Here is a 25064-nt window from a genome sequence, read left to right on the forward strand (position 1 = left end):
CGCGCCTTGGCTTCGGCCCTTGCGCGGGCTCCCTTAACATGGCGCCCCACCCGGGCAGCCGCCCCTCTATGAAAGCTTGACGAGACAATGACGACCTTTGATTTTTCCGCCGCCGCCATCGCGCGGCTGGCCGAGGCCGATGCCCGCCGCGCGCTCGAAGAAGACGTCGGCACCGGCGACCTGACCGCCGGCCTGGTGGCCCCGGAGCGCCGCGCCCGCGCCCGCGTGATCGCCCGCGAGGCGGCCGTGCTCTGCGGCGCGCCCTGGTTCGAGGCCGCCGTGCGCGCCTGCGATCCGCAGGCCCGGCTGCGCTGGCAGGTGCAGGAGGGCGCTCGCCTCGCGGCCGGCCAGACCGTGGTCGAGATCGACGGCGCGGCCCACGCCCTGCTCACGGCCGAGCGCACCGCGCGCAACTTCCTCCAGCTGCTCAGCGGCGTGGCGACCAAGACCGCGGAGTATGCGGCCGTGGTGGCCGGTACACGGGCGTCCGTGGTGGATACCCGCAAGACCATCCCCGGCCTGCGGCTGGCGCAGAAGTACGCGGTGCGCACCGGCGGGGGCGCCAACCACCGCATCGGCCTGCACGACGCGGTGCTGATCAAGGAGAACCACATCGCCGCGGCCGGCGGCGTCAAACCTGTGCTGGCCGCGGCGCAGCGCGTTGCGGCGCAGGCCGCCTTCGTGCAGATCGAGGTCGAGACGCTGGCCCAGCTGGAGGAAGCGCTCGGCGCCGGCGCCCGCATGGTGCTGCTCGACAACATGGACCTGGCCACGCTGCGCGAGGCCGTGCGCATCAACGCCGGGCGCGCCGTGCTCGAAATCTCGGGCGGTGTCACGCTGGAGGGCCTGCGCGCGCTGGCCGAGACCGGCGTGGACCGCATCTCCATCGGCGCCCTCACCAAGGACGTGAAGGCGACCGACTACTCCATGCGCTTCACGGAGCTGTGATGACCGAAGCCGTGATCGACGTCGAATACGACCAGCCGGCCGAAGGCAGCGGCGTGTGCTCCACCCGCCATGCCTGGGCCCGCGTGCCGCCCGAGCCGTCGCAGCCCGAGCGGACCGCGCTCAAGGCCCGCATCCGCGAACTGCTGCGCGCGCGCGACGCGGTCATGGTGTCGCACTACTACGTGCACCCGGACCTGCAGGACCTGGCCGAGGAGACCGGCGGCATCGTCGCCGACTCGCTGGAGATGGCGCGCTTCGGCCGCGACCATCCGGCGCAGACACTGGTCGTCTCCGGCGTGCGCTTCATGGGCGAGAGCGCCAAGATCCTCAGCCCCGACAAGACGGTGCTGATGCCCGACCTGGACGCCACCTGCTCGCTCGACCTGGGCTGCCCGGCCGACGCCTTCGGCGCCTTCTGCCACCAGCATCCGGACCGTGCCGTCGTCGTCTATGCCAACACCAGCGCGGCGGTGAAGGCGCGCGCCGACTGGATGGTCACGTCGAGCTGCGCGCTGGAGATCGTGAGCGCCCTGAAGCAGTCCGGCCGCAAGATCCTCTGGGCGCCCGACCGCCACCTGGGCGCCTACATCCAGCGCGAGACGGGCGCCGACATGCTGATGTGGAACGGCGCCTGCATCGTCCACGACGAGTTCAAGGCGTTCGAGCTGGAGGCGCTCAAGCGCGACCACCCGCACGCCAAGGTGCTGGTGCACCCCGAGAGCCCGGCCGAGGTCGTCGCGCTGGCCGACGCAGTCGGCTCCACCTCGGCCATCCTGGCGGCGGCCCGCACGCTGGACGCGCGCGAATTCATCGTCGCCACCGACAGCGGCATGCTGCACAAGCTGCGCACGCTGAACCCGGACAAGGTCTTCATCGAGGCGCCCACGGCCGGCAACAGCGCCACCTGCAAGAGCTGCACGCACTGTCCCTGGATGGCGATGAACGGCCTGGCCGGCGTGGCGCACGTGCTGGAGACCGACGCCAATGCGATCCATGTGGATCCGGAGCTGGGCCGGCGCGCGCGCGTGCCGATCGACCGGATGCTGGCGTGCACCGTCGCGCTCAGGAACGGCGCAGCGCCGGGCAGCCTGGTGCCGGGGATCGGGGCGGCGTGAAGCCTTCGCGCCCTACACCCCGGAAGACCCGCGACTGGATCCACTTCACCGACGAGCAGCCCACCGTGCCGGTCTTTGCGGGGCTTCGACCGCCACGAGGCGAAGGCCGCGCGCGAAGCCGGCACCGCGCCGAGCTACATGGGGCACCTTCACGAGCGCCAAGCGCCACGTGCTGTACAGCTTCGCCCACGGCAAGCGCGCGCTGCGGGGAACGTCAGCGCCCGCCCTGACTGAGCCGGATGTCGTAGGCCAGCCGCTGCACCTCGGCCTCGTCGAGTCCGGAAACCGTGATGCGCAACCCGTGTGGCGCATCTCCCACACGGAACCCGTCGCCCACACGCGCCAGCCACCCGCGGCGGGCCAGCCCAAAGACCACAGGCTGGCTTGCCTGCTGTAGCGGCACCCAGAGGTTGAGCCCATCGGCCGGCAGCACCACCGGCAGGCCGCAAGCCTGTTCAATCGGGGACCGTGCAGGTCTTCCTTGGAAAAACTTGTTTTCTCCCGAGGCGGTGCGATGGGCAGACTCACCCCTCCTGCGGCACCAGGACCGTCGGCGCCGCCGGCCCTGCCGCGCGCGGGTAGTCGCGGCTGTAGTGCAGCCCGCGGCTCTCACGCCGCAGCCGGGCCGAGCGCACGATCAGGTCGGCCACCTGCACCAGGTTGCGCAGTTCCAGCAGGTCTCGCGTGACGTGGAAGCTGGCGTAGAACTCGTCGATCTCGGCCGCCAGCAGCGCGATGCGGTGGGCGGCTCGCTCCAGCCGCTTGCTGGTGCGCACGATGCCCACGTAGTCCCACATGAAGCGGCGCAGTTCGTCCCAGTTGTGGGCGATGACCACGGCCTCGTCGGCGTCGCGCACCTGGCTGTCGTCCCACGCCGGCAGGGCGGGCAGCGGCGCGGCCGGCGGCGCTTCTTCCGCGATGGCGCGGCTGGCGGCCTGGGCCAGCACGATGCATTCGAGCAGCGAGTTGCTGGCCAGCCGGTTGGCGCCGTGCAGGCCGGTGCAGCCGGTCTCGCCGATGGCGTAGAGCCCGTCGATGTCGGTGCGCCCGGCCAGGTCGGTCAGCACGCCGCCGCAGGTGTAGTGCGCCGCCGGCACCACGGGGATGGGCTCGCGCGTGATGTCGATGCCCAGCTCGGCGCAGCGCGCCAGGATGTTCGGGAAATGCGCGCGCAGGAATTCCGGGCTCTGGTGCGAGATGTCCAGGTGTACGCAGTCGAGGCCGTGGCGCTTCATCTCGTCGTCGATGGCGCGGGCCACGATGTCGCGCGGCGCCAGTTCGGCGCGTTCGTCGTGCGCGGGCATGAAGCGCGTGCCGCCGGCCGAGGGCGGTAGCTTGAGCAGCCCGCCCTCGCCGCGCACCGCCTCGCTGATCAGGAAGGACTTGGCCCGCGGGTGGTACAGGCAGGTTGGGTGGAACTGGATGAACTCCATGTTGGCCACCCGGCAGCCGGCGCGCCAGGCCGCGGCGATGCCGTCGCCGGTGGCGGTGTCGGGGTTGGAGGTGTAGAGGTAGACCTTGCCCGCGCCGCCGGTGGCCAGAATCGTCCGAGGGGCGCGGAAGGTGCGCACCGTGTCGCTGGCGGTGTCGAGCGCATACAGGCCCAGGCAGCGCTGCCCGGACTGCCGGTTCTGAACCAAGCCGAGCTTGCGGGCGGTGATCAGGTCGACCAGCACGTGGTCCGAACAGCGTGATCCGCGGCGTGGCGCGCACCACGTCCAGCAGCGTGCGCTGCACCGCGGCGCCGGTGGCGTCGGCCGCATGCACGATGCGGCGCGCGCCGTGGCCGCCCTCGCGCGTGAGGTGCAGGTGTTCGCCGTCCTCTTCCTTCGTGAACGGCACGCCGTGGCGGCGCAGCCAGGCGATGGCCTCGGGCGCATGCTCCACGATGAAGCGCGTCGCGGCCGGGTCGCTCAGGCCGGCGCCGGCGACCAGCGTGTCAGCCACGTGGGCGTCGAAGCTGTCGTCCTCGGCCAGCACGGCGGCGATGCCGCCCTGGGCCCAGCCGCTGGCGCCGTCGGCGAGCGTCCGCTTGGTGAGCACCGCCACGCGGTGGGTGGGCGCGAGCTGGAGCGCGGCGGTCAGGCCGGCGAGCCCGCTGCCGACGACGAGCACGTCGAAATCGTGAAAGGTCATGGCGAAAGGTGATGGGGGCTTGGGACGGCGCGGTGCGGCGGCATCCGGTAGATTGCGGGCGGCATTGTCACGCAAACGCTGGCGAGGCCCTGGCCCGTGAACGAACCGATCCGCGCATGACTTCCTCCACTCCTTCCGCTTCGGCCGGCACGCCGGTCGACCTCTTCGTCATCGGCGGCGGCAGCGCCGGTGTGCGCGCGGCGCGCCAGGCCGCGCAGCGCGGCGCCCGCGTGGCATTGGCCGAGCCCGGCCGGCTGGGCGGCACCTGCGTGAATGTGGGCTGCATCCCCAAGAAGCTCTACAGCCACGCGGCCGGCTATGCGCTCGCGTTCGACGAGGCGCGCGGCTACGGCTGGCGCTTCGCGGCCGATCCGGTGCTGGACTGGGAGGCGCTCAAGACGGCGCGCGCCGCCGAGATCGCGCGCCTCAACGGCGTCTACCTGCGGCTGCTGACCGAGGCCGGCGTCGAGCTGGTCCCGGCGCGCGCGCAGCTCGCCGGCGGCGGCGTGGTGGAGGCGGGCGGCCGGCGCTTTGCCGCGAAGCACGTGCTGGTCGCCACCGGCGGCGGGCCGTTCGTGCCCGAGCTGCCGGGGCGCGAGCATGTCGTCTCGTCCGACGCCATGTTCGACCTGCCGCGCTTCCCGCGCCGGCTGGTGGTGGTGGGCGGCGGCTACATCGCCTGCGAGATGGTCTCGGTCTTCCACGGCCTGGGGGCCGAGGTGGACCTGGTGCAGCGTGGCGGCCGGCTGCTCGCCGGCTTCGACGACGAGTTGGCCCGCTTCCTTGCGCGGGAGCTGGAGCGCACGGGCGTCAGGCTGCACTTCGGCGCCGAGGTGGCGCGGGTGGAGCCGTCAGGCGATGCCTTGCAGGCGGTGCTCGCGGATGGCCGCACGCTGGCGGCCGACGTGGTGCTCTATGCCACCGGCCGGCGGCCGTCCACCGCCGGCCTGGGGCTGGAGGCTGCCGGTGTGCGGCTCGATGCACGCGGCTCCATCGCCGTCGACGACCGCTACGAGACCTCGGCGCCCGGCGTGTTCGCGGTGGGCGACGTGTCGTCCACCCAGCCGCTCACGCCGGTCGCGCTGGCCGAGGCGATGGCGGTGGTGGACCACCTGTATGGCGACGGCAGGCGCCGCGTGGACTACGACACCGTGCCTACGGCCGTCTTCACCCATCCGGGCGCCGCGGCCGTCGGCCTGAGCGAGGAGAAGGCGCGCGGGAAATTCGGCGCGGTGCGCGTCTACCGCAGCGACTTCCGCTCGCTGCGCCATACGCTCACCGGCAGCCAGGAACGCACGCTGGTCAAGCTGGTGGTGGACGACGCGAGCGACCGCGTCGTCGGCCTGCACCTGGTCGGCGCGGACGCGGGGGAGATCGCCCAGGGCTTCGCGGTTGCGATGCGCGCGGGCGCGACCAAGGCGGATTTCGACGCCACCATTGGCATCCATCCGACTGTGGCCGAGGAATTCGTCACGCTGCGGGAGCTGACGAGGAGGTAGGGGTACGGGCCTGCCGGGCCGCCCCGCCCCAAGAGCGGAGGGCGCCCGGCCTCTCCGACCCTGCGCAGGCAGGCAGGCCCGGGCCTCATTTGTTCCGGACCGGGCAGCCGTACGGCCGCGTCGTCGCCTGCGCGACGGCGCGGCCGGCCAGCACGTCCTCCAGCGCCTGGCGCACATGGTTCGTCGCCCGCCCCACGTCGGCCTGCTGGCTGGAGGCGATGCTGTCGATCGCGCCCTCGTAGGCCAGCGTGCCCTGCGCGTCGACGATGAAGACGTGCGGCGTCACGTGCGCGCCGTAGGACCGGGCGAGCGTGCCGTCGGTGTCGGCCAGCGTGGCCGTGGGCGCGGCGCCCTGGCTCTTCTGCCAGGCAGCCAGCAGCTGGGGCAGCAGGTGCTCGGCATGGTTCTCGGCGGTGGAATCGACCGACAGCCAGGCCACGCCGCGCGCGGCGCATTCCTGCTGCAGCGAGGGAATGCTGCCGCTGGCGTAGTGCTTGCGCACGAAGGCGCAGCTGGGGTTGAACCATTCCAGCACCAGCACGCGGCCGCGGTAGCCGGCCAGCGTGTGCAGGTTCCCGTCGAGGTCGGGCGTGGCGAAATCCGGCGCCGGCTGGCCGACCGGGGCGGAAGGCGCGCTCGACACGGCGGCCGAAGCGGCTGCCGCCGCGGGCGCGGCCTTGCGAGCCTTGCCGGTGTTCTTCTTGGGCACCGTTTTCTTTTTGGCGGGCGCTGCGTGCAGCAGGGCGGGCAGCAGCGCGATGGCGCCGGTCACCAGGGTGCGGCGGGTGGTGTCGGGAGAGCGGGGGGAAGACGGTCGAGAAAGAGGCATGCAGGCTTCCCGGAAACGGAGAATGGAGAAAAAAAAGGATCAGCGTCCGGCCAGCGCGGCGCGCACGTCGCCCGCCGCGATCACCTCGGACAGCACCACGGGCGCGCGGCCCGGGGCGTAGACCGCATACACCGGCACGCCGTTGCGCCCCAGAGTGCGCAGGGCGGCGGTGATGGCGGGGTCGGCGCGCGTCCAGTCGGCGCGCAGCAGGGCCACGTTGCGCGCGTGCAGGTCGGCGAGCAGCGCGGCGTCGGACAGCGTGGTCTTCTTGTTGTACTGGCAGGTCACGCACCAGGCGGCGGTGAAGTCGACGAAGACCGGACGGCCCGCGGCCGTCAGCTCGGCCACGCGCCCGGCCGACCAGGGCTGCCAGTCGCCGTCGGCCTGCGCAACGGCCTGCGCCGGGGCCTGCGGCCGCAGCAGCAGCGGGCCCAGCGCGGCCGCCAGCGCGGCGAACGCGGCCACGGCCAGCGTGCCGACCACGAGGCGCGCACGGCCGCGCAGCGCAAAGGCCCAGGCCACGGCGGCCAGCGCCACCAGCAGCGCGAGCAAGGCGCCTGCGCCATCGATGCCGGCCTGCTGGCCCAGCACCCACACCAGCCAGGCCACGGTGGCGAACATCGGGAAGGCCATCACTTGGCGGAAGGTCTCCATCCAGGCGCCGGGCCGCGGCAGCAGCCGTGCGCTGGCCGGCGCCAGGGCCGCAGCCAGGAAGGGCAGTGCCAGCCCCAGGCCCAGCGCGCCGAAGACAGCCATCGCCTGCGCGGGCGGCAGCCCGATCGCAAAGCCGAGCGATGCGCCCATGAACGGCGCGGTGCAGGGCGAGGCCACGGCCACGGCCAGCACGCCCGACAGCAGCGCATCGACCGCCGGGTGGCGCGCCTGCGCGCCGGCGAGGCCGGCGGGCGCGAACTGACCGAACTGGAACACGCCCGCGAGGTTGAGCCCGATCAGCGTGAACAGCGCCGCCAGCGCCGCCACCACGGCGGGCGACTGCAGCTGGAAGCCCCAGCCGACCTGCGCGCCGGCCGCGCGCAGCGCGAGCATCAGCGCGCCGAGCGCGAGGAAGGACGCGACCACGCCCACGGTGTAGGCGAGGCCAGCGATGCGCTGGGCCCGCCGGTCGCCGCCGTGGCGCGCGATGCCCAGCACCTTGATCGCGAGCACCGGCAGCACGCAGGGCATGAGGTTGAGGACCAGCCCGCCGAGCAGGGCGGCGGCCAGCGCGGCCAGCAGCGCGCCGGCGCCCAGCGGCGCGGCGGCGGGCGGCCGAGGGGATGCCGCATGGGCCGCCAGCGCCGCGGCCAGCGCCGGCGGCATGGCCGCCGCCCGGGCGGCAGGCCAGCCGCCTTCGACCGACGCCACGGTGCGCCAGGCCGTGGCGCCGTCCTGTGCTTTCAATACAAGGGGTATGGTCTCAGGCCGGGCGGCAGGCGCCGGCGACAGGTGGATACTCCCGGTCCAAACCGTTCCCTCCCAGGCCTGCTGCCAGCGCGGGCCGTGGGCTGCGTCGTTGTCGATGACCTCGGCCACCTCGGGAAAGACCTCCAGCGGCCTGTCGCGCGCCGCGGCCGGCAGGCCGTCCACGCGGATCGCGAGCCTGTCGCCCTCCACGCGGACGGTGCTGTGCGCGTCCGGCACATCCAGCGGCCGGGCGGCGCGGGCCGCGTCGAACGCGGCGGCGTCGAGCGCGGTCGAGCCCTGCACCGGCAGCCGGAGCGCGAAGTCGCCTTCCTCCGGAATGCATTCCTTGCTGCAGACCAGCCAGCGCGCATGCAGCCTGATGTCCACCGTGGCCGCGTTGCCGGGGACGAGCGCGCCGCCCGGGCGGAAGTCCTGCGCCACCGTCACGGGCACCGGCAGCAGCAGCGTGCCCTCGTAGCCGTAATTGACCAGGCTGCCGATGCGCAGCTTGTGCGGCACCGGCCAGTCGATCCCGCCGGGGTCCAGGCCGGCAGGCAGCGTCCAGGCCAGCTCGGTCGGCAGGCCGGAGTCGCCCGGGTTCTTCCAGTAGGTGTGCCACCCGGGCTGGTGCTCGATGCGCAGCCCCAGCGTCAGCGGCCGGCCCGGCGCCACGCCCTGCGGCGCCAGGGCGGCCAGTTCGGCGCGCACGTGCGGCGTGGTCACGGTGCTGGAGGCGGCCGGCGGCTGCTGCGCGGCGGCGGGCAGCGGCAGTGCCACGAGCGCGAGGGCGGCACCGGCCAGCAGGCGGCGCAGGGAGGCGGGCGGGATCATGACGGGGTAGGAGGGCGCGGCTGCGGCGGGAGTTCCGGAGCCGACAAGGATACCGAGGATGCGGCGCCCGACCTGCGCTGGCGGCGCCGTCGGCAGCTGCGGCGAAAGGCGAAGCCGTGCGAAAAACACCGAAACGGCGTTTCCGAAAAAGCTGCTGTCGCAAATACAGGGCTGCTTTTGCGCTGCTGCAGGAGACGCAATTCGCATTCCCTGCGGCTGTGGAGCACGCCGACATAATGCGCGTCGGCGGAAATATCCCAATGGCATGGATATTGCGGAAAAGAGCGGCCCCTGTCCATACGGACCACTCATATGCGGAAATCTTTGAAGAAAGTGAATAAATTCCGAGCGCGGCATATCGCGGCTGTCGCTTCAGCCTTCTGCGCCAGCGCCACGCTGCAGGCGCAGGAAAATCAGGCCGCAGGCACCGATGTCAAGCTCGATACCATCGTCGTTTCGGGAAGCCAGACACCGGCGGCCGCTGCAAAGGCCGACGCGCAGGCAGTTCCCGGCGCCGCTGCCGTCATTGACAACGCTGACGTGGAGCGCGGCAGGGCGGCCAACCTGGAGGATATATTGGCGTTTCAGCCCGGCGTGTTCGCCCAGGCGACGGGCGGCACGGGGGCTGCCAAGATTTCGATCCGCGGCTCGGGTATCCAGACCAGCCCCGGGTATTTTCGGGAAGGCATCAAGTTTCTCTACGACGGTATTCCGATCACCGGGCCTGGCGGCACCCCCGACGAAATGCTGAACGCCGCCGGCGTGAATTACACCGAGGTTTTGTACGGCGGCAACGCGCTCAAATATACGGCCCTGTCTCTGGGCGGGGCGATCAATTTCCAGACCCATACCGGCTACACGGCACCCGGCCTGCGGGTGGGATTGCAGGCTGGCAGCTACGACAACCGGAAGTGGCAGGCCAGCTACGGCGGCGTCAGCGGCGACGTGGATTACTTCGTGCAACTGCAGCAGGACTGGCGCCATGGCTTCCAGCATGGCAGCAACGGCAAAGGCAACGATGGCGTCGTCAATATCGGCTGGAAAATCACCTCCCGGCTGGACAGCCGCCTGACCGTCCGGCACCGGGAGGAGCAGTACATCGACGGGTCCACGCTCACGCTGGAGGCACTTCGGAAGGACCCCGAAACCCAGCGGGTGAACTCCGGTCGCAGGAAGCCCGGGTCGACGCTGGTCGGCCTGACCACGGGCTACAACTTCGACGACGAATCCCGTCTCGAACTGGCGCTGGGCTACCACCACTTCCCCCACACCAATGGCTGGGGCTCCACGCTCCCGGCGGAATGGAATGGGGTCGACCTGAGCACCACGCTGCGCTATATCCGCGCCAACGACACGCTGTTCGGAAAGAAGAGCAAGACGACCCTGACGTTCAGTGACACCTACCAGGACAAGGGTGAAACGCGAACCTACGACCGCACCCAGTCCGGAGGACCGCTGGTGAACTTCGTCCGGTACGACGGGTCGCGCGACTCGGTGCTGTCCGGCACCAACGATCTGCGGCTGGCAGAAGGCCCGCACGAGACCTGGCTGACCACAGGGCTCGCCTACACACGGGTGCGGCGCAACGTCCGAGTGCCGTTCTCCGCATCGGCCAACACTACGCCGTTCGGCAAAGCCATTGATCGCACCGATACCGCCGTCGCACCGCGCATCGGCTTGCGGTTCCAGGCAACGCCCGAACTGCAGGTGGTCGGCAACGTGACGCGGTCCGTCGATCCATCGTCGTCCTGGGGCCTGGCCGGTTCGTCGGCGGTCTATGTCCGAAACCTGCAGCCGCAAAAGGCCACGACCTTCGAACTGGGCCTGCGCGGCAACACGGAGTGGCTCGATGGCAGCCTGACCTTCTACCGCTCGAACGTCAGCAACGAACTGCTTACCATCGTACTGGCGCAGGCCACGGCGACCACGACGGCAGTCGTCGTGAAAGCCAACGCCGGCAAGACCGTCCACCAGGGCGTCGAGGCGGGCCTGACCGCGAAGCTCTGGAAGAACACGGAGGGCAGCAGCGTCGTGCTGCGTCAGGCCCTGACGGTCAGCGATTTCCACTACGACAAGGATGCGACCTTCGGCAGCAACCAGCTTCCAGGCCTGCCACGGCGCGCCTACCAAGCCGAACTGCAGTACCAGGACGCTTCCGGCTTCTATGCGGGCCTGAACGTCCGCTCGGCATCGAGCTACTTCGTCGATTACGCCAACTCGCTGAAGGCGCCTTCGTACGCCATCCTCGGAGCCCGGGTGGGATACGAAGCGCCAAGCCAGAAATACAAGTTCTACGTGGACTTCCGCAACCTCGGCGACAAGCACTACGTGTCGGCCACCTCGCCTTCCTACAACCTGGGCGGGGTGGACTCGGCGGTGTTCTATCCGGGCGAAGGCCGTAGCGTGTTTGCCGGCGTGACCTTCCGCTACTGAGGCAATAGCGGCGCCGGCGCGGTGAATGTACGGATCTTGCTGGCCCTGGCGCAAATCTGCGGCAGTGATGCTGGTGCGGCAGCATTTGAATCGGGGGCTCTTCCTCTCGTTCAACTAAAATTAGATATATCTAGATATGGCATGTGTATTGCTGCACATCGTGCTCCATCTCTTCTCTTGACCATAGCAATGGAATCCGTACATCGCGGGCCGACGCCCGCATGACCGCTGCGCCGAGCCGTCCCGAACACGCCCGCACCGCCGCCAAACGCGACGGTGCCCGGGCAGGCGCATCCGTCGCCGCCCTGAACCTGCCCGCCGTCCCGCGCGTGCTGTGGCGCCTGACCCGCCAGGGCTGGACCACCTACCCGAAGGCCTGCGCCTTCGCGCTTGCCACGGCCTTCGCCTCGACCGCCGCGAACCTGGCGACGCCGCACCTGCTGGGCAAAGCGGTGGACCTGGCGCACGGGCTCGCAGGCTCGACGCCCGAGGTGGCCGCCCGCACGCAGCAGGCGCTGGTGGCCACCGCCTTCTGGATCGTCGTCGCCTGTGCGCTGCGCAGCACCCTGGCAGCGCTGCAGGGCTTTTGCGGCGAATGGCTGGCGCAGCGCGTCGGCCAGGACCTGCGGCTCGCGTTCTACGACAAGCTGCAGCGCCTGAGCTTTGCCGATCACGACCGCTACCACTCCGGCGACCTGCTCGCGCGCGGCATGCTCGACCTGGAGGGCGTGCGCGGCTTCCGCGAATCCGGCGTGCTGCGCAGCATCACGCTGCTGCTGTTGCTGGGCCTGGGGATCTGGCGGCTTTTCTCGGTGGATCCCATGCTGGCGGCGCTGGCGCTCACCTTCGTGCCTTTCGTCCTCTGGCGCGCCGTGCGCATGGGCGTGTGGCTGCGGGTCTCGTGGCAGCGCCTGCAGGAATGCATGTCGGACATGACGCTGGGCATGGAGGAGAACCTGCAGGGCCAGCGCGTCGTGCGCGCCTTCGCGGCCAGGCTGCGCGAACTGGCGCGCTTCGACGCGGTCTCGGCCCGGGCGCTGTCGATGACCCTGGAGCGCATCCGTATCCGGCTGGGCTCGAACGCGGCGATCAACCTGGCGTACTACGCATCGATGGGGCTGGTGCTGTGGGCCGGCGGCGCGCGCGTCGCGGCCGGGACGCTGACGCCGGGCGCACTGAGCGAAGTGCTGACCTTCATGACGCTGCTGCGCATGCCGCTGCACGGCGTCGGCATGATCGTCAACGCCGCGGCGCGCGCCGGCGGCGCGGGCACGCGGCTGTTCGAGATCCTGGACATGCGGCCGGCCATCGCCGAGGCGCCCGGCGCGCGCGATTGCGTTCCCGGCGACGGAGTGCTGCGCGTCGAGGGCGTCAGCTTCGCCTACCCCTCGCAGCCGGACCGCCTGGTGCTGCGGGACGTGAGCCTGGAGCTGCGCCCCGGCCAGGTCCTGGGCGTCGTCGGCGCGCCCGGCAGCGGCAAGAGCACGCTGGGGGCGCTGCTGGCGCGTCACCACGACCCGGTGGCCGGCCGCATCACGCTGGGCGGGCAGGACCTGCGCTCGCTGCGCCTGCGCTCGCTGCGCCGGCAGGTCACGACGGTGCCGCAGGAAGCCTTCGTCTTCGATGCCAGCGTGCACGACAACGTCGCCTATGCCGAGCCCGAACTCGACCGCGGGGGCGTCGAGCAGGCCGCCCGCACCGCGCAACTCCACGCCCAGGCGCAGCGCCTGCCCGACGGCTACGACAGCCGCGTGGGCGAGCGCGGCGTGGCGCTCTCGGGCGGCCAGCGGCAGCGGCTGACCATCGCCCGCGGCCTGGTGCCGGAGCGGCGCATCGTGATCCTCGACGACAGCGCCTCGGCGCTGGACACGCTGACCGAACGCGCGCTGCGCGAAGCGCTGCGGCCGGCGCTGGCCGACCGCGCGCTGGTCGTCATCGCGCACCGGCTCTCGGCGGTGCGCGACGCCGACCAGATCATCGTGCTGGACCACGGCCGCATCGTCGAGCGCGGGCGGCACGAAGACCTGCTGCGCACCGGTGGCCTCTACGCGCAGCTGTGGGTACTGCAGCACGGCGCCGCCGGCGATGGCGGCGACGTGCCGGCGCCCGGGGCGCCGGACCCGACCGTGGAGGATGCGGCATGAGCGCAGGCTGGGGAGGTTTTTCCGGAGGCGGCGGCTTCGGCGGCCGGGGCGGTTTCGGCCCCGGCGGGCCTGGCGGCGGCCGCGGCGGCGACATGATCGCCGGCGAGCGCCCGCTCGCACGGTTCGACGCCGGCATCGTGCGCCGGTTGTTCGCCTGCCTGCGCCCGTACCGGCGCGAGGTCGGGGTCACGATGGCGGTCGTCGTCGCCGCCACGCTGGCGCAGCTCGGCATCCCGATGGCGGTGCGCGCGGTGATCGACAGCGCCACCGGCGCGCTCGCGTGGCCGCTGGGCTGGGTGATCGCCGGCTTCGCGCTGCTGACGGCGGCTTCCGTGGGCCTGGGCTACCTGCAGGAATGGCTGGCGGGGCGGCTCGCGCAGACCGTGATCTTCGGCCTGCGGCGCCAGATGTTCGAGCACCTGCAGGACGTCGCGCTCGCCAAGCACGACAGCACCCAGGTCGGGCGCCTCATGTCGCGGCTGCAGGGCGACGTGGGCGCGCTGCAGGAATTCGTCGAGAACTCCGTCTCGGCGATCGGCGACGTGCTGACGCTCGCGGGCATCGCGGCTGCGATGCTGTGGATCTCGCCTCGGCTGGGCGGCCTGACGCTGGCTACGCTGCCTGCGCTGGTGCGCGCGCGGGCGGTCTGGACACCGTGGGCGCGCCGGCGCTTCCTGCGCGCGCGCGAACTCTCCTCCACCGTCAACGCCGCGCTGGCCGAGAACATCCACGGCATCCGCGCGGTACAGGAAAGCGGACGGGAGGAGGTCAACCTGCGGCGCTATGGCAGCCTCGTGCGCGACAACTTCCGGGCCCAGATGCGATCCTCCGTCGCGGCCCAGATCATGATCCCGACGGTGGACATCCTCACCGGCCTCGCGCTGGCCGTCATCGTCATCGTCGGCGGTCGGATGGTGCTGGCCGGCGAGCTGAGCGCCGGCCTGATGGTGGCGGGCATGTTCTACGTGCAGCGCTTCTTCGACCCGATCCGCGCGCTGTCGATGCAGTACACCGTGCTGCAGCGCGCGATGACGGCCGGCCAGCGCATCTTCGACGTGCTCGACGTGCCGCTGACCCTGCAGGACCGGCCCGGCGCGCTCTCGCCCGCGGCGCTGGAGCCGTCGGTCGAGCTGCGCGGCGTGGACTTCGGCTACCGGCCCGGCCACCGTGTGCTGCACGGCATCGACCTCGTGGTGGCGCCGTACGAGACGGTCGCGCTGGTCGGCGCCACCGGCTCGGGCAAGACCAGCATCACCGCGCTGATCCACCGCTTCTACGACGTGGATGAGGGCGCGGTGCTGATCGGCGGCCACGACGTGCGCGACCTGAGCCTGGACTGCATCAGCCGCACCGTCGGCATGGTGCAGCAGGAGCCCTTCCTGTTCACCGCGACGGTGGCGCAGAACATCGCCTACGGCGCACCGGACGCCAGCCGCGAGGACATCGAGCGCGCCGCGCGCACGGTGCGCGCGCACGACTTCATCGCCGCCCTGCCGCAGGGCTACGGCACGCCGCTGGGGCAGCGCGGGCGCAGCCTCTCGATCGGCCAGCGCCAGCTGCTGAGCTTTGCACGCACGCTGCTCGCCGACCCGAAGATCCTGATTCTCGACGAGGCCACGGCCAACGTGGACAGCTTCACCGAGCGCGAGGTGCAGGCCGCGCTGGCCCTGCTGCGCCGGGGGCGCACGACGATCATCGTCGCGCACCGCCTCTCGACCGTGCGCGACGCCGACCGCATCGTCGTGCTGGAGCAGGGGCGCATCGCCGAGATCGGCAGCCACGACGAACTGCTGCGCGCCCACGGCCTCTATGCCCGGCTGTGGGCGAGCGGCGCATCGACCGTGGACGCGGCCCACGGGCGATCTTCTCAGGGGGTATGGGTCCACAGCGCTTGTGTTCCGGGCGCTGTGGATGGTCACATACGGGGGTATACGATGATGGGCGTCACGGCTGCGCGTTTTCTGCGGAAGGGGCCGCCGGAATGGCCAGCGCGACGTTCTTGTCGCGCTGGCTCTCGCGCCGCTTCACCTCCGGCGCCACCTCGGGATAGACGAGCGGCGGGCGCGGCTCCCGCAGCTTGGCCGGGTCGCGGTAGCGCGCGCCGAAGTGGTAGTCCGGCAGACGCGCGCGGCCCGCGCCGAAGACGCGCTCGCGCAGCGTCTCGCCGGGCACGTAGGCTTCGCGGTAGCGGCCGCGGCTGCGCAGTTCCGGCACGACCAGTTCGATGAAGTCGCGCGCGGTCTCGAACGAGGCGAACTGGCGCAGGTTGATGCCGTCGATGCCGTCCTCGTCGAGCCACTTCTCGACCGCGTCGGCCGCGACCTTGGGCGTGCCTGCGACATAGAAGCCGCCGCGCTCGGGGCCGAAGCGCCCGCCGCTCTTCTGCCGCTCGATCAGGCTGCCGATGGTCGTGCTGGCGATGCCATAGCCCGCGCGCACGATCCGCTCCCAACCCGGCTCCCGGCGCTGGCTGATCTCCCCGACCGTTTCCTCCGGCTGGAAGCGGCGCAGGTCCACGCCCAGCCGCGCGGGGTGCAGCGGGCTCTGCTCGAAGATCACGCGGTGGTAGCGCTCTTCCTTCTTCTTGACTTCGAGGTCGCTGCGCCCGGTGATGATGGTGCCGCCGGGAAAGAACTTGATGTCGCCCGGCTGGCGGCCGTGGCGCACCAGCCGCGCGCGGACGTCTGCCCGGTTCTCCGCAGAGCCGAAGGTGAACAGCGCCTCGGCATGGCGCGCCGCGAACTCCTTGCCCGCATTCGAGCCGGTGGCCTGGAACAGGAACGGCGTGCGCTGCGGCGAGGGATGCGTCAGGTGCGGCCCCTTGACGCGGAAGTGCTCGCCGACGTGGTCGATATAGCGCACCTTGGCCGGGTCGAAGACGACGCGCCGTGCGCGGTCCAGCACGAAGGCATCGTCGTCCCAGGAGCCCTCCCAGAGCTTGTAGAGCACGTCGAGGTACTCGTCGGCGATCCGGGAGCGGTCGTCATGCGCCAGCTGCCCGCCGAGGCCGAAGTTCTCCGCGGCATTGGTCAGGTAGGAGGTGACGATGTTCCAGGCGAAGCGGCCGTGGGTGAGGAAGTCGAGGGTGCTCGCGCGGCGGGCGAAGGCGAAGGGCGGCTCGTAGGTCGTCGAGAACGTGGCGCCGAAGCCCAGGCCCGAGGTCACGGCGGCCATCGCAGGGATGAGCGACAGCGGGTCGAGCGTCGGGATCTGGTGGCCGCAGAGGAGTTCCTCTTCCAGTCCGAGATGGTCGTAGACGCCGAGCACGTCGGCGAGGAACAGCGCGTCGAAGCCGCCATGGTCCAGCAGCTGGGCCAGTTCGGTCCAGAAGCCGATCTCGGCGATGCGCGGACGCTGGTCGCCGGGCTCGGCCCAGAGTCCCGTGGAATGGTGGACCACGCACGCCATCTCGAACAGGTTGACGTGCAGCTGCTTCTTGTCCTTCGACATGTGGAATACCTCTGTGAGTGGGCGGGCCTGCCGGCAAGTGATGCGTGTCCGGCTTCCTGCGGACGCCGGACCACCCGGCTGTCTCGCAAGACCTGCGCCACGCCGGCCGGCCGCGTCCTGCCGCCGCGCCGACCGGTCCACGGCGCATACGGCCCGGTGAATCGAATATCTATGTGCTGAAGGAAATGCAGGTCTGCTGCAAGCCTGCTGCCACAAAAGCGATTCCCGCGGCGCCGGTATGCCTGGCCGATGCAATGGGCGCGATTATCAGGGCGGTCTTTGCATATGAATAAAACTCCAAAGATTATTTAATTCTCGATTTTCACCGTCCGAAAGGGGTGTCGGCTGCCGTCCCCAGGAGGAGGGCCGGGCCCAGGTGGCCCGTCGCCTTGCTGTTCCTGCGGCAGCGCGACAGCAGCGTGCTGACGTGGCGGCATTTATTCGGCCGGGCAGCCCGGTTTTTCTTCTGTTTATGGGGTTTTGCATTTGGCATGCTTCCTGCGAATCACTGGCGAAGCGCTGGTGCTTTGCCCATGAATGGCGGGATGGAATTTCTGGGCCATCCGGAATGGTAATCGAAAGAATAGGTAATCATGTTTTTTGCATTTGGCCGCAAGGCCGTGCCGGCGCAGCGCCGCACGCCCGTTGCATATGCCGTGGTCCTGATGAGCGCTTTGATGGCGCAGGGGGCTGCGGCCCAGACGGCCGCGCCGGCACAGGCGGACGGCAGTGCCGATGAGTCGGCCGCCAACGTGAAGCTCGACAAGATCGTCGTGTCCGGCAACCGGGCATCCGAGGCGCAGGCCAAGGTGAAGGAAACCCCCGGCAACATCAGCGTCATCACCAGCGACGAGTTGAGCCGCGGGCGCAACGCCACGCTGGCGGACATCCTCGCCTTCCAGCCGGGCGTGGTCGCGGAGTCCGTCGGCGGCAACGATGCCATCAAGATTTCCGTTCGCGGCTCGGGCGTCCTCAGCGGCACGGGCGTGTTCCGCGAAGGCATCAAGTTCCTCATCGACGGACTGCCGGTCACCGGCCCCGGCGGCACGACCCCCGATATGCTGAACTACCAGGGCCTGGCCTCGGTCGATGTCCTGCGCAGCGGCAACAGCTTCCAGTACGGCGCGCTGTATCTCGGCGGTGGAATCAATGCCACCACGCACACCGGCTATACCGCGCCCGGCTTTCGGGTAAGGCAGGAATTCGGCAGCTGGCACTATTTCAAGACCACCCTCAGCTACGGTGGCGTGGTCGGCGACTTCGACTACTACCTCAACGCCCAAAAGTCCGAGAGCAAAGGCTATCGCAACTGGAGCCATGCGGACAGCAAGGGCTACGTCGCCAACCTGGGCTACCGCATCAGCCCCAAGCTGACCGCGCGCGTGGAACTGCGCTACCGCGAGATGTATTACCAGAACCCGGGCTCGCTGACGCTGACCCAGTTGAACCAGGACCCGCGCCAGGCCGCGGCGAGCAGCGTCAACGCGAGCAGCGGCACGCGTCCCGGCACTTTCTGGGGCGCGGTGAAGGCCACCTACACCTTCGACGACCAGGCGACTCTCGACCTCGGCTACAGCCACTACCACTACCCGCACATCAACGACCGCGAGACCAAGACCGGCCAGCCGGGCTACTGGGACTGGCACGACAACAGCTATACGGCGCGTTATTCGCGGGTCGACCAGTGGTGGGGCCACGAAAGCCGCACCGATGTCTCCTACAACGGCACGGAAGAGCCCGTTGGCCAAGCCCATACCGTGTCGGGCGCGGACAACAGTGTCCTGGTGGCCGACCGCACCTTCAAGGGTTCGTACGACCGCGCGCTGTCGGTCGGCAACGACTTCGCCATCACGCCGGAGCTCTGGCTGACCAGCGGGCTGGCCTTCATCAGCGTGCGGCGCACCACCTTCTACCGCTACAACACGACCTATCCCAACCTGCCGTCCTCCGACTATCGGGATACCGATTGGGCGCCGCGCGTGGGCCTGCGCTATGCGCTGTCGCCCGACGTGCAGGTGTTCGGCAACATCACGCGCTCCATCGACCCGCCGCTGAACTGGCGCTACAGCATCGACAGCACGACCAAACAGATCACGAATCTGCAGGACCAGAAGGGCAACACCTTCGAAGTGGGCATCCGCGGGCAGGTCGGCATCGTCAGCGGCGGCGTGACGCTCTACCGCATCAACGTCCAGCACGAACTGCTGAGCGTGGTCGATGAGGAGGCCACCGCGCTGAACGGCGGCATCATCCAGACGCGCACCTTCAATGCGACCACGCCGACGCGGCACCAGGGTGTGGAACTGGCCGCAGACGTGCGGCTCTGGCACAGCCCGGGCGGCGGCCAGGTGGTATGGCGCAACGCATATACCTACAACGACAACCGCTACGTGGGTGATTCGCGCCTGGGCAACAGCCGCCTCCCCGGCCTGCCGCCGCAGTTCTACCAGGCCAAGCTGCAATACGACCATCCCGAAGGCTTCTATGCCAACCTGAACCTCAAAGCCCAGAAGGGCGCACCGTTGGACTATACCAACTCCGCCTATGCGCCCGGCTATGCGATCTGGGGCGCGACGTTCGGCTACGTGGCGCCGGACCAGCGATGGAATGCGTACCTCGACTTCAAGAACCTGGCCAATCGCAAGTACGTCGCGGTTTCGGGTACGACCTTCGACGCCGCCGGCGTCCGTGACCGGCAGACCTATTCCCCCGGCGACGGCTTCGGCGTGTTCGCCGGTGTCGAGTACAGGTTCTGAGGCAGGCAGGCGCGCACGGCAGACGGGATCGGATATGCGAAAGATTGTCATGCGGCCAGCCATTGCCGGCAGGTCCGGGGCCGCTCGAAGCCCGGGCCGGTGGGGGCGGCTGCTGGGAGCCGCCCTCGCACTGGGCGTCTTGGTGGCGCTGGGCGGCTGCTCGCGGTCGGACAGCGCGCAGCTCGACGCCAAACGCCGTATCGGCGCCATCCGCGCCGACGGTGTTTTCGAGGGCGGCAGGCTCCGCTATGCCGAGACCGACTTCCATGCGCAGGGCCAAGGCCGACCGGGAGGCGTGCTGCGCGTAGCCGTGTCCAGCGACACCCACACCTTCGATATCCATGCCAGTTCCAGCGGAAACATGCAGTGGCTGGGCCGCATCCTGTACGACTGCCTGGTGGCGCAGGACGAAAAGGGCGACATCTCGCCCTGGCTTGCCACGTCCTGGGATATTTCCCCGGACGGGCTGACCTATACCTTCCACCTGCGCCAAGGCGTCACGTTCAGCGACGGCACGCCCTTCGACGCCGAGGCGGTGCGGGTCAATCTGGACCATATGCGCGACCCGCGGATCAAGTCGCCGCTGGCCGCCTTCTACATCGCGCCCTACGACCATGGCGAAGTCGTCAGCGCGTACGTGTTCCGCGCCCATCTGCGCCAGCCCTATGCGCCTTTCCTCGACGTGCTCGCGCAGTCCTGGCTGGGGATGATCTCGCCGAAGCAGATCCGCGAGACGCCGAAGTCCATCATCGACAAGCCGATCGGCACCGGGCCCTTCGTGCTGAAGGAATACCTGCGCGACCAGTACGCGAAGTTCGAGCGCCGCGCCGACTACGACTGGTCGCCGCCAGTGCTGCGGCACCAGGGGCCGGCCTACATCGATCGGCTGGAGCTGTATTTTGTGCCGGAAGCCCTGATCCGCTACAGCGCGCTGCTGGCCGGCCAGTACGACGTGACGCTGGACGTGCCGCCGCAGAATGCGGAAGCCGTGCGCGCCAATCCGGACTTCGAACTGCACAGCCGCATCCGCAAGGGCAACCCGACCCGCGTCCTGACGTTCAACACGCAGCGTCCGCCGTTCGACGACCCCCGCATACGGCTCGCGCTGGCGAAGGCGGTGGACCGCGAGGGCATCGCCTGGATCCAGGGCTTTGGCGAATTCCGCGTCAAGTCCGACTATCTGGCGGCCAACACCCGCCATTACGACCCGCGCTGGCGCGACGCGCTCCAGTACGATCCGGCGGCCGCCAACCGGCTCCTCGATGAGGCCGGCTGGACGGCAAGGGATGCCGAAGGCTTCCGCGTCAAGGATGGCAAGCGCCTGCATGCCGAGGTGCTGCAGTCCGGCGGGTCGGGTGCATCGACCAGCGCGGCCGTGGCGCTGCAGTCCGATGCCAGGAAGATCGGCTTCGAACTCACGCTGCGGCTGCTGCCGCAGCAACAGCTGACCAGCCCGCGCATGACGGGCGACTACCAGGTCCTCGGAGGCAGCGGCTACTGGCACACCAACACGCCGGACGGCCTGACCATGCTGTACCACAGCCAGGCGATCCCGAGCGAGAAGGTGATCGCCCAGAATGCCTCGCGCCTGCAGGACCCGGCGCTGGACGACCTGCTGACGCGCGCGCGCGGCACCACCGACCCGGACAAGCAGAAGGCGCTGTACAGCCAGGCCCAGCAGCGGCTGACGGAGCTGGTCCCTTCCGTGCCGACCTATGAAAGCCATGCCATCAGCGCCTGGCGCAAGAAGGTCAAGGGCATCCTGTTCGACACCTCCCACAACGTACCGGTCTTCGTGAACGCCTGGTTCGACGAAGGGCAACCATGAATCCATTGTTGAGACTCGTTCTGTGGCGCCTCGGCGCCGCCATCGCCGTGCTGCTGGGCACGCTGGCCACTACCTTCTTCGCGCTGATGTTCAGCGGCGGCGACCCGGCGCAGGCCATCCTGGGCACCGAGGAATCGGCGGTGTCCAAGGAAGTGCTGGACCAGATCCGCCACGAGTACGGCCTGGACCTGCCGGTGCACCAGCAGTTCTGGAACTACGTGGTGCGCCTGTCCCACGGCGATCTCGGGGAGTCCTATCTGCTGCGCGTGCCCGTCAAGCGGGCCATCGGCGACCAGATCGGCGCCACCATCGAGCTGGCGCTCTGGGCGGGCGGCAGCGCCCTGCTGCTGTCCATCGCCGTCGCCGTGCTGACCGCCAAGCGCAAGCCCTGGGTCGCGGCGCTGTCGTCCGGCACCGAGCGCACGCTGTCCTCGATCCCTTCCTTCGTGCTGGGCCTGTTCCTGCTGCTGGTCTTCTCCTTCCAGCTGAAGATCCTTCCCGCCGTCGGCCAGCAGGGCTGGAAGTCGATGATCCTGCCGGTGGTGACGCTGGCGGTCCCCACGGCGGCGGTGCTGACCCAGGTGCTGCGCTCGGAACTGGAGGACATCCTGGAGCAGCCCTTTATCGTCATGGCGCGCGCACGCGGCCTGACGGAAGCGGGCGTGCGGCTGGGCCATGCGCTGCGCCACACGCTGATTCCGCTGATCACGCTCTCCGGCTTCGTGTTCGCGAGCCTGCTGGGCGGCGCGGTGCTGGCCGAGAACCTGTTCGCCCGCCAGGGCATCGGCCGGCTGATCAGCGAGGCCGCCAACGGCAAGGACGTGCCGATGGTGCTGGGCATCACGCTGCTCGCGGCAGCCACCTACCTCGTGATCAACCTCCTGGTCGATCTGCTCAACGCGATCATCGATCCGCGGATCGCCGCCAGATCATGACAGCGACGGATGCCGCCACCCCGAGCGACGAGGAACTGTTCGCGGTCTTCGTCCCGGTCTTCGACCGCATCGCCGAAGGCGCGGTCGAGCGCGAGCGCGAGCGCCGGCTGCCCTACGAGGAGGTGCGGCGGCTGCGCGACGCCGGCCTGGGCCGCGTGCGCGTGCCGAAGAAGTACGGCGGCCTGGGCGCCACGCTGCCGCAGCTCTTTCGCCTGCTGGTGCGGCTGGGCGAGGCCGATCCCAACCTGACACAGATCTTCCGCGCCCACTTCGGCTTCGTCGAGGGCCGCCTCCACGACGACGAGGAAGACAGTCGCCGGCGCTGGCTGGCGCGCGTGGCGGCCGGCGACCTGTTCGGCGCCGCGATGGCCGAGCGTGCCGAGGCCGTGGACAACCCGGTCAAGGGTTCGCAGGACGGCGACCACTGGGTGATCGATGGCGAGAAGTTCTACTGCACCGGCACGCTCTATGCGGACTGGATCTTCGTGTCGGTGCGCGACGGCGAGGATGTCACCAGCCTCGCCGTACCGGCGACGGCACCCGGCGTGACCCGCATCGATGACTGGGACGGCTTCGGCCAGCGCCTGTCGGCCAGCGGCACGACGCGCTTCGACAACGTGCGCGTGCCCGAGGAGTATGTGCTGCGGCGTTTCAGGCGCGGCGAGCGCGGGCGCGAGGGCTCCTACATCACCGGCCTGTACCAGCAGGTGCACCTGGCCAACCTGGCCGGCATCGCCCGCGCCGTGCTGCGCGATGCGGTGGCCAACGTGAAGGGCCGCACCCGCAGCTTCGGCGTGTCCGGCAAGAGCAGCCCGGCCGACCACCCGGCGGTCCAGCGGGTGGTCGGCCGGCTGTCGAGCCTGGCCTTCTCGGCCGAGGCGCTGGTCGAAGGCGTCTCGGCCAGCCTGGAACGGGCTTGGCTGGCGCACTTTGCGGGCACCGCGACACCGGAGATCTACGGTGACACCGACATCCGCGCCTTCCAGGCGCAGCAGATCGTGATCCACCAGGTGCTCGAAGCCTGTTCGCTGCTGTTCGAGGTGGGCGGCGCCTCGGCGGCCAGCGGCGCGCGCGGGCTCGACCGCCACTGGCGCAACGCGCGCACGCTGTCCTCGCACAACCCTGCGATCCTGCGCGAGGTGGCGCTGGGCAACTACCACCTCAACGGCAAGCTGCCCAGCGCGGCCTGGGAGGAGCGCCTCGCCGCGGCCCGCGCCGCCGGCGAGACGGCGCCGCCGGCCGATTCCACGGAAGTCAACCTCGCCGCTTCCGGCGCCGCGGCCCCGATCGGCGACACCCCGCAACCCCAGAAGATTTCCGCATGACCACCCCGCAGCGCCAGTTGAGCATCGGCATGAACATCCTCGGCTTCGGCGCCCATGCCGCGGCCTACCGGCTCGGCGAGGTGCCGCCGACCGCGCAGCTGTCGGCCGACTATTTCGTCAACATTGCCAGGATCTCCGAGGAACGCGGCACGCTGGACGCGATCTTTCTCGCCGACGGCCCGGCGCTGCCCCTGGGCGAGCGTGGCAACGGCGGCGGCCGCGGCCCCCTGGGCAAGCTGGAGCCGACGGTGCTGCTGACCGCCGTGGCGCTGGCCACGCGGCATATCGGCGTGATCGCCACCGCGTCGAGCAGCTACAACGAGCCTTACAACATCGCCCGCCGCTTCTCGTCGATCGACCACCTCACCGGCGGCCGTGCCGCGTGGAACGTGGTCACCAATGCCGGCGACGCCGCGGCACAGAACTTCGGCCTCGGCGGCGCGCCGGTGCATGCGGACCGCTACGCGCGCGCCGACGAGTTCCTGGAGGTCGTGACCAAGCTGTGGGACAGCTGGGAGGATGATGCAATCCAGCCCGACCAGGGCAACAACGTGTTCGCGGACACCGGCCGGATTCATCCGATCAACCACGTCGGCCGGTATTTCTCCGTCAAGGGCGCACTGACCGTGCCGCGCACGCCGCAGGGCCGGCCGGTGCTCGTGCAGGCCGGCTCGTCCGAAGGCGGCAAGGCGCTCGGTTCGCGCTGGGCCGACGCGATCTTCACGACGCAGACCACGCTGGCCGACGGCCAGGCGTTCTACCGCGAGATGAAGGAGCGTGCACGCCGCTGGGGCCGCAACCCGGACCACCTGAAGATCATGCCGGGCCTGTCCACGGTGATCGGCAGCACCGAGGAGGAGGCGGTCCGCCGCTTCGACAAGCTCAACGCCTTCATCGGCGAACAGGGGCTGGCGCGGCAGGTCGCCGGGCGCATCGGCATACCGGTCGACCAGCTGGACCCGGACGCGCCGCTGCCCTGGGACCGCATCGGCCCGGTCACCGCCTTCGAGCGCGGCTCGCACGGCTTCCTGGAAGCGCAGCTCAACCTGGCGCGGCGCGAGAACCTCACCGTGCGCCAGCTCTCGCGGCGCATCCTCGTCGGCCATCGCCTCGTCGTCGGCAGCCCCGAGCAGGTGGCCGACACGATCGAGGAATGGTTCCGCGCCGGCGCCGCCGACGGCTTCAACATCATGCCCGACGCCTTCAACTCCGGCGTCGAGATCTTCGTCGACGAGGTCGTGCCCCTGCTGCGCAAGCGCGGCATCTTTCGCCACGAATACACCGCCGGCACGCTGCGCGGCCACCTCGGCCTGCCGTATCCCGGCAACCGGTACACGCTGGCGCGCCAAGCCACGGCGGCCTGAGCCCCGGGCCATCCGCCCGTGCTGGCGATCCCATCCCCCTGAAGCGATCAACGACTGGACGACAACG

The 25064-nt window shown here is 70.2% G+C and carries 15 protein-coding genes and 2 pseudogenes; 12 read left to right on the forward strand and 5 right to left on the reverse strand.

The window, feature by feature from the left end; genetic code table 11:
• Window positions 1–87: 87 nt before the first annotated feature.
• Complete coding sequence (gene nadC, locus GAK38_RS09485) at window positions 88–948, forward strand: carboxylating nicotinate-nucleotide diphosphorylase (protein ID WP_325343519.1); 861 nt, start codon at window positions 88–90, stop codon at window positions 946–948.
• Entirely contained in the window at window positions 948–2063 is a 1116-nt protein-coding gene (gene nadA / locus GAK38_RS09490; protein ID WP_325343521.1) for a quinolinate synthase NadA, read from the forward strand. Before nadC ends, nadA begins: the two co-directional genes overlap by 1 nt.
• 214 nt (window positions 2064–2277) lie before the next feature.
• Here nadA and GAK38_RS09495 read toward each other — a convergent pair whose 3' ends face one another.
• Together GAK38_RS09495 and nadB are read right to left on the reverse strand one after the other, a co-directional pair.
• The gene (locus GAK38_RS09495; RefSeq protein ID WP_325343522.1) at window positions 2278–2499 is read right to left on the reverse strand and encodes a hypothetical protein; all 222 of its coding nucleotides are present in this window, start codon (window positions 2497–2499) and stop codon (window positions 2278–2280) included.
• Window positions 2500–2587: 88 nt separating this feature from the next.
• Window positions 2588–4199: pseudogene (gene nadB, locus GAK38_RS09500) on the reverse strand (L-aspartate oxidase).
• A gap of 116 nt (window positions 4200–4315) precedes the next feature.
• Between nadB and gorA the strand changes: the two are divergent.
• Window positions 4316–5698 (forward strand): glutathione-disulfide reductase, encoded by a 1383-nt coding sequence (gene gorA, locus GAK38_RS09505; RefSeq protein ID WP_325343524.1) that lies wholly within the window; start codon window positions 4316–4318, stop codon window positions 5696–5698.
• A gap of 85 nt (window positions 5699–5783) precedes the next feature.
• Here the strand turns inward: gorA and GAK38_RS09510 are convergent, their stop codons facing one another.
• Together GAK38_RS09510 and GAK38_RS09515 are read right to left on the reverse strand one after the other, a co-directional pair.
• Window positions 5784–6527 (reverse strand): redoxin domain-containing protein, encoded by a 744-nt coding sequence (locus GAK38_RS09510; RefSeq protein ID WP_325343526.1) that lies wholly within the window; start codon window positions 6525–6527, stop codon window positions 5784–5786.
• 39 nt (window positions 6528–6566) lie between these two features.
• A complete protein-coding gene (locus GAK38_RS09515; protein WP_325343527.1) occupies window positions 6567–8762 on the reverse strand; it encodes a protein-disulfide reductase DsbD family protein in 2196 nt (731 codons plus the stop codon).
• Between the two features lie 333 nt (window positions 8763–9095).
• Between GAK38_RS09515 and GAK38_RS09520 the strand changes: the two genes are divergently transcribed.
• The 3 genes and pseudogenes from GAK38_RS09520 to GAK38_RS09530 all read left to right on the forward strand — a co-directional run.
• Window positions 9096–11195, forward strand: coding sequence for a TonB-dependent receptor family protein (locus GAK38_RS09520; RefSeq protein WP_325343557.1), 2100 nt, complete (start codon window positions 9096–9098; stop codon window positions 11193–11195).
• A 221-nt stretch (window positions 11196–11416) separates the two neighbouring features.
• Window positions 11417–13339: an ABC transporter ATP-binding protein gene (locus GAK38_RS09525; RefSeq protein WP_325343529.1), complete on the forward strand. Its 1923-nt coding sequence runs from the start codon at window positions 11417–11419 to the stop codon at window positions 13337–13339.
• Window positions 13340–13530: 191 nt separating this feature from the next.
• Window positions 13531–14949: pseudogene (locus tag GAK38_RS09530) on the forward strand (ABC transporter ATP-binding protein); the annotation flags it as partial.
• Between the two features lie 334 nt (window positions 14950–15283).
• Here the strand turns inward: GAK38_RS09530 and GAK38_RS09535 are convergent.
• Window positions 15284–16789 (reverse strand): NtaA/DmoA family FMN-dependent monooxygenase, encoded by a 1506-nt coding sequence (locus GAK38_RS09535; protein ID WP_325343531.1) that lies wholly within the window; start codon window positions 16787–16789, stop codon window positions 15284–15286.
• 44 nt (window positions 16790–16833) lie between these two features.
• Between GAK38_RS09535 and GAK38_RS09540 the strand changes: the two genes are divergently transcribed.
• From GAK38_RS09540 to GAK38_RS09565, 6 genes are all read left to right on the forward strand, one after another.
• Window positions 16834–17082: a hypothetical protein gene (locus tag GAK38_RS09540; RefSeq protein ID WP_325343533.1), complete on the forward strand. Its 249-nt coding sequence runs from the start codon at window positions 16834–16836 to the stop codon at window positions 17080–17082.
• A 300-nt stretch (window positions 17083–17382) separates the two neighbouring features.
• A complete protein-coding gene (locus tag GAK38_RS09545; protein WP_325343535.1) occupies window positions 17383–19545 on the forward strand; it encodes a TonB-dependent receptor family protein in 2163 nt (720 codons plus the stop codon).
• A gap of 49 nt (window positions 19546–19594) precedes the next feature.
• Window positions 19595–21373, forward strand: a complete 1779-nt coding sequence (locus GAK38_RS09550) for an ABC transporter substrate-binding protein (RefSeq protein ID WP_325343536.1) — start codon at window positions 19595–19597, stop codon at window positions 21371–21373.
• Between the two features lie 8 nt (window positions 21374–21381).
• Window positions 21382–22308 carry an ABC transporter permease gene (locus GAK38_RS09555; RefSeq protein WP_325343537.1) on the forward strand — a complete coding sequence of 309 codons (927 nt, stop codon included), beginning with the start codon at window positions 21382–21384 and terminating at the stop codon, window positions 22306–22308.
• A complete protein-coding gene (locus GAK38_RS09560; RefSeq protein ID WP_325343539.1) occupies window positions 22305–23633 on the forward strand; it encodes an acyl-CoA dehydrogenase family protein in 1329 nt (442 codons plus the stop codon). Before GAK38_RS09555 ends, GAK38_RS09560 begins: the two co-directional genes overlap by 4 nt.
• Window positions 23630–24997 carry an LLM class flavin-dependent oxidoreductase gene (locus GAK38_RS09565; RefSeq protein ID WP_325343541.1) on the forward strand — a complete coding sequence of 456 codons (1368 nt, stop codon included), beginning with the start codon at window positions 23630–23632 and terminating at the stop codon, window positions 24995–24997. Before GAK38_RS09560 ends, GAK38_RS09565 begins: the two co-directional genes overlap by 4 nt.
• The last annotated feature ends 67 nt before the right edge of the window (window positions 24998–25064 follow it).

The organism is Xylophilus sp., assembly GCA_009914555.1.
Classification (GTDB): domain Bacteria; phylum Pseudomonadota; class Gammaproteobacteria; order Burkholderiales; family Burkholderiaceae_C; genus WNDY01.